Below are 5842 nucleotides of genomic sequence, written 5' to 3' on the forward strand. Positions count from 1 at the left end.
GGAGTCGATCGACAAAGCCACTCGGTCCTTGCCGCAGCGGGCGAGCGCTTCAAAGATCGCCTGCCAATGTCCGCGCTTAGCCCAGCGATTGAACCGATTGTAGATCGTCGTGTAAGGGCCATAGTCGGACGGGCAATCGCGCCAGCGTGCGCCGCACTGGAGCATGTGAATGATACCGCTGATAATGCGTCGATCGTCTTGGCGCGCCGGGCCGGTCTGGTTCGTTGGCAGATGCGGCTCTATCTGAGCCCACTGCTTGTCGTTGAGCCAGAACAGTCCTTTGCGCATCGAAGTCCCCCGTGCCGAATCAACTTGGCACGAGGGAATCAGAACTCGCTAATTAGGTACAGACCCTAGTCTGGTTCATCGCCCCTTGGTTCAAATGGTTGAATTGGAAATCTGAGATCGCCGTCAAGCGCAAGTCGACGGGCCAAGGCAGGTCAGTTCACGTCATGATCCCGAGCGCCGAAATGGTTATCCTGGAAACCGATCATGATGTGGAGTGGTGAACTCGGCCTTCTGCCTGACTTCCCGCCTCTTCGGTCTGCGTTAAGGAGGTCCGGCCGACTGATTGCCTAAGAAGCTCCAAACAGCTGGTCGGATATGCGACATGCGTCGCAAGGTCGACAGGAATGATACGAAAAATGCGTAATATGAATGTGCGCTGGCTGGCATGCGACTTGCTGTTGTTTTCCACAGAGCCAGGTAAAGCGAATTTGAGCAATGACCAGTGTGACTGAGAGCGCAAGTCAAGTCGGTGCGGAGAATGTGCTGAGAGTCGGTTCGCCGGCTCCCTCCATCAAAGTTGAGGACTGGCTCCGTGGCCAACCCCTTACAAAGTTCGAGCCTGGGAAAGTATACATCATCGAGTTTTGGGCGACGTGGTGCGGACCATGTATCGCCTCGATGCCGAATTTGGTGACCCTGCAAAGCAAATACAGGAGCAACGGAGTTGAGGTGGTGGGCATCGCGGCTCACGAACAAGCTTCGACGGCAGATGAAGCGCGAGCCAGCTTGGACGCTTGGTTGACGAAGAGCTTGCCAGATCTGAACTTCGCGATCGCATTCGACTACTCCGGCGAAATGAACAAGCTTTGGATGGATCCCAGCTTTTCTGTCGGGATTCCCTCGTCATTCGTGGTCGATCGTGACGGCCGCTTCGCCTTTATCGGCCATCCGACGCAACTCGATAACCTGTTGCCAAAAGTTCTGAACGGCTCCTGGGCAGTGAGCGACGAAGCCAAAGCCCTGGATGCGGAGAGGATAACCACGGGCAGACGCAGAAAGCGCGAACTATCGCAGAAGCGAGCGCTGGTGGAACCGATCTTTGCCAGACTTGAAGCCGCCATGAATAGTAAGGATTGGGCGGCAGCCCTTTCAGGGGTTGAGGAGGCACTCGCTGCGATGCCGGACGATGTCACCTTCCGTGGGCTTCATGCGGAATTGTTGCTTCACAAGATACGCGACATGCGGGCCGGCTTGGCGGTATTGCGCCAATTGGTTCGCGATGCGATCGACAAGAAATCTGTGGTTTGGATGAGCGTGGCCATCCGCCAACTCTTCGACCCCGCGAAAGACTACTCCGGTTTCCCACATGCCGAGCGCTATGCCATGGGCAGGGACCTTTCCGAACACATCCTCGCGGCGAATCCGCCCCAAGGCAGCGAGGGCGCGAAGTTCCTCTCGTACGGGGCGGTCGCTCGGTACTATTACGAGACCGGTAACAGGGATCGCGCGATCGAATTGGTCGAGGTGGCGCTGAAATGGCTGGATGCAGCGCCTGCCTCCGATGTAGCGAAACGGGATCTCGTGCAGTGCTCCCTCCAGGCCTTGGCGAGCTACAGGACTGAGAAGCTCTGTTACGAGGAGTGTTGTTCGGCACCGCAAAACACAGCTCCCGAAAAGGCGGAACCGGGATCGCCAATGGAGGCAGCGTGAGCAATGCTACTGGCTATGTCTTCTCGGCCCTTGTGGTTTTCGATCGAAGTTGATGCCTTTGGGAATGTCCGGGCATTCACCTGAAGCCAGGATAGGACGAGTGAGGGGTGAACGCAGGCGCGCCGCACCACCACAAGTTCTTTACGGTGAATGTCTCTTCAACGTGCGGTCGCGGTCCGGCGCGATACGGCGAGAATGCCTCAGGTGAAGAGTGGTCGCCGGCTACTAGGGGTGGCGGCATTTAACATGCTGGTGGCATCTTCGAACAACCAAAAAAGATTGAAATGGGTGGTGACGCTGATGCATTCGAACTCTCAAGGAAGCTTTCTCAAGTTTTTACCGCTGGTTTCAGAAGGGATTCAGGACTTTGTTTCGCGTTGGCCGCAAGCCCATTCGGGAGAGGCGGCAACCGGTGGCAACGGACGGGGTTTTTTAAAGCGGTCAGTGCGCTGTGCGCGCCGCGCTAAGGGAGCACTGAGCGAAGCCGTGCCTCCATTGTCACCCCGCTTTGGTACCACGGCGCCGGGTCGAGCGTGATGTACAATCACCGCCAGCGCCGCTCTGTTAAAGCCGCCGCCCTGTTCCAGCCATCTGGCCCCTGGTACAATGTTCTTTATATCCAGGTACTCATCGCGATCCTGATTGGCGTTCTCGTTGGCTGGTTGTGGCCTTCTGTGGGGACGAACAGCTGGGTCAAAGCGCTTGGTGACGGATTCATCAAGCTGATCAAAATGGTGATCGCCCCGATCATCTTCTGCACTGTTGTGTCCGGAATTGCGCATGTTCAGGATGCACGAAAGGTCGGCCGAGTCGGCGTCAAGGCGCTGCTTTACTTCGAGATCGTGTCAACCTTCGCGCTGATCCTGGGTCTCGTGATGGGCAATCTCGTTCAGGCCGGTCATGGGCTCGCTCCCAGGGCTGATGCCGCGGCGGTAGCCAACTACGTTAAAAGAGCGGAAGGGCAGAAGGCGGTCGATTTCCTCCTCAATATTATTCCGGATAGCGTAGTTGGCGCTCTGGCGCGAGGCGACGTGCTACAGGTGCTGCTGTTTGCCATCCTATTCGGGTTCTCGCTGATGGCGCTTGGCCAGCGGGGTGAGCGGATGCGCAGTCTGGTCGACGATGCTGCACACGCGGTGTTTGGTGTTATTAGGATCGTAATGAAGGCAGCGCCAATCGGGGCGTTCGGCGCCATGGCCTACACTATCGGCGAATTCGGACCGTCCGCGCTCGGTAAACTCATCAGCTTGGTTGCTCTGTTCTATGTGACAGCCGGGCTCTTCGTGATCATTGTGCTTGGCCTGGTCGCGCGCTTGGTCGGCTTTTCTATTCTAAAGTTCATCTTCTACATCAAGGATGAGCTGTTGATCGTGCTCGGAACGTCGTCGTCCGAAAGCGCGCTGCCGCAGTTGATGGAAAAACTCGAACGGCTGGGCTGTTCCAAGCCGGTCGTGGGCCTGGTGGTGCCGACAGGATACTCTTTCAATTTGGATGGGACCAACATTTACATGACGTTGGCGACCTTGTTCATCGCGCAGGCGCTCGGGGTCGATCTCGACTTCGGCCAGCAGCTCACGATACTCGTAGTGGCGATGCTCACCTCGAAGGGCGCGAGTGGTGTTACCGGTGCCGGGTTCGTCACCCTGGCCGCAACGTTGACCGTGGTCAGTCCTGACCTCGTCCCGGGCATTGCGATCGTATTCTCGATCGACAAGTTCATGAGCGAGGTGCGCGCGCTTACCAACATCATCGGGAACGGTATTGCCGCGGTGTTTGTGTCGTGGTGGGAAGGTGAACTCGACCATGTCTCGCTACACGCGCAGCTCAAGTAGATCTGCGATTTCAGCTCGGCCATTGCGGACTAGAAATCACTCTTTGAACGCCTGCATTCTGCGTCGGCAATCCTCGTGCAGTACTGGGCCACCCTGAGTCCAGGGGGAATGGTGCAGGGGCATGTTACGCTCAGGGTGGTGCACGGGACCCAGCGTCGGCATTGGTGCCTGCGGCAGCCCGCCGGCTGATGTGGTTCATCATTCCGGGTTTGAGCTTCCTCAAAAACTGGGAGCTCAATCGTGCCCACGCGAGGGAGCGACATTGGTTCAGGAGAAGCAATGGAGGCAGAGCTGGGCCCCGCAAATTTGAACAGGAGGATAAGTGGAGTTTCTGCCTGACGGCGGCGATAATCGCCGCGAACAGGAGAGACCATGAGCAGACGACCGCGCCGGAACCACACGCCGGCTTTCAAGGCCAAGGTGGCACTCGCTGCCGTGAAGGGCGACCGAACGATAGCTCAACTGGCTGAGCAATTTGACGTCCATCCCAATCAGATTATGGCGTGGAAGGCGCAGCTCGAGGGAGGAGCTTCCGAGGTTTTCGGATCTGGAAGTGTGACGGCCGCCGTGCCGGCTGTGGACGTAAAGTCGCTGCACGCCAAGATCGGCGAGCTGACGCTGGAGAACGATTTAGAAGGTGCGCTCACCAAGGCGGGATTGCTGAGCGCAAAGCGATGATCGACCGCGAGCACGATTTGTCGATCAGGAAGCAAGCGGAAGTCTTGCAGATCAGCCGTGGCAGCGTCTATTACCTGCCGCGCCCGGTATCGGACGCCGATCTCGCGGTCATGCGGCGTCTCGATCGGCTGCATCTGGAGTTTCCTTTCGCCGGTTCGCGGATGTTGAGAGGCCTGCTGGCTGCCCAGGGGTGCAAGATCGGCCGCCGGCATGTCAAAACGCTGATGCGGCGGATGGGGATAGAAGCGCTCTATCGCCGCCTCCGAACCACGAAGCCGGAGCCCGGCCACAAGAGTTATCCGTATCTGCTGCGCGGCATGGAGATCACGCGTCCGAACCAGGTCTGGGCGATGGACATCACTTACATCGCGATGGCGCGCGGCTTCGTGTATCTCGCTGTCGTGCTCGATTGGGCTACCCGACGAGTATTGTCATGGCGGTTATCGATCACGATGGAAGCGGCCTTCTGCGTCGAGACCCTGGAGGATGCCTTGGCGCTGCACGGCCGGCCTGACGTCTTCAACACCGACCAGGGTTCACAGTTCACCGGTGCGGACTTCACCGCCGTGCTCGCCGGCAACGGCATCGCCATCAGCATGGACGGCAAAGGGGCTTGGCGGGACAACGTGTTCGTCGAGCGGTTGTGGCGCAGCGTCAAGTACGAGGAGGTGTATCTGCGGGCCTACGAGACCGTCAGCGAGGCGCGCGACTCGATCGGCAGATATCTCGACTTCTACAATCGCCGCCGTCCCCACTCGAGCCTTGACGGCAGCACACCTGATCAAGCCTACTTCACCCCACTGCCAATCCGCTTGGCAGCCTAACCCCGGCAGAGGCTCCACTTATCAACGCGGAGATTCTGTTCAGACAACCGGGACCAGCTCAGGCTGAGCAAACACCGCGGCCGGGAAAGGCGTAAAAATAGTAAGCTCAGGACCATTGCTCATTGCTGATTTCTCGCCTCGCGGTCGAGGGGCCGGGGCGTCAAGCCGGCGCTCTTTTCAAATGTTCCTTTCTCTACGCTAGACTGCGAACAGCATATTCCCTTAGTTGAGGTAACACGCGATCTATCTTTTATTTGCCTTCAGATGAGGGCGCGAAAGCGGCCTCAGCAGCTTGGGGCAAATCGTGGCGATCCATTCTTATGATTCAGAAGCGAACTTGCGCGGAGCGCGTATGCTGCGTACCGCGTTGGGGCCCGCCATCGCAGGGTTTTTGGAAGATCCGGCAATCGTCGAGGTGATGCTCAATCCCGACGGGCGGCTGTGGATCGACCGACTGTCGAGCGGCCTTACAGACACCGGAGAGAGCCTTTCGGCAGCGGATGGCGAACGAATCGTCCGACTGGTCGCGCACTATGTAGGAGCAGAAGTTCATCCCGGCTCGCCCCGGAT

General features: G+C 58.2%; 4 protein-coding genes and 2 pseudogenes. 5 read left to right on the plus strand and 1 reads right to left on the minus strand.

All coding sequences use genetic code 11. The features are described 5' to 3' along the window. Window positions 1-288 (minus strand): transposase (locus IVB36_RS20450; protein WP_247391693.1); only part of this gene is annotated, 288 nt, incomplete at its 3' end. A 435-nt stretch (window positions 289-723) separates the two neighbouring features. Here IVB36_RS20450 and IVB36_RS20455 point away from each other — a divergent pair. From IVB36_RS20455 to IVB36_RS20475, 5 genes and pseudogenes are all read left to right on the plus strand, one after another. Beyond that, the gene (locus tag IVB36_RS20455; RefSeq protein WP_247392832.1) at window positions 724-1938 is read left to right on the plus strand and encodes a TlpA disulfide reductase family protein; all 1215 of its coding nucleotides are present in this window, start codon (window positions 724-726) and stop codon (window positions 1936-1938) included. Window positions 1939-2184: 246 nt separating this feature from the next. Next, window positions 2185-2475, plus strand: coding sequence for a hypothetical protein (locus IVB36_RS20460; protein WP_247392833.1), 291 nt, complete (start codon window positions 2185-2187; stop codon window positions 2473-2475). After that, window positions 2475-3770 carry a C4-dicarboxylate transporter DctA gene (dctA, locus tag IVB36_RS20465; protein ID WP_018459007.1) on the plus strand — a complete coding sequence of 432 codons (1296 nt, stop codon included), beginning with the start codon at window positions 2475-2477 and terminating at the stop codon, window positions 3768-3770. The genes IVB36_RS20460 and dctA overlap by 1 nt, the downstream gene beginning before the upstream one ends. A gap of 372 nt (window positions 3771-4142) precedes the next feature. After that, window positions 4143-5272, plus strand: a pseudogene (locus tag IVB36_RS20470) (IS3 family transposase). A gap of 352 nt (window positions 5273-5624) precedes the next feature. Then, window positions 5625-5842 (plus strand): annotated as a pseudogene (locus tag IVB36_RS20475) (P-type conjugative transfer ATPase TrbB); the annotation flags it as partial.

This window comes from Bradyrhizobium sp. 35 (genome assembly GCF_023073215.1).
Classification (GTDB): Bacteria; Pseudomonadota; Alphaproteobacteria; order Rhizobiales; family Xanthobacteraceae; genus Bradyrhizobium; species Bradyrhizobium canariense_D.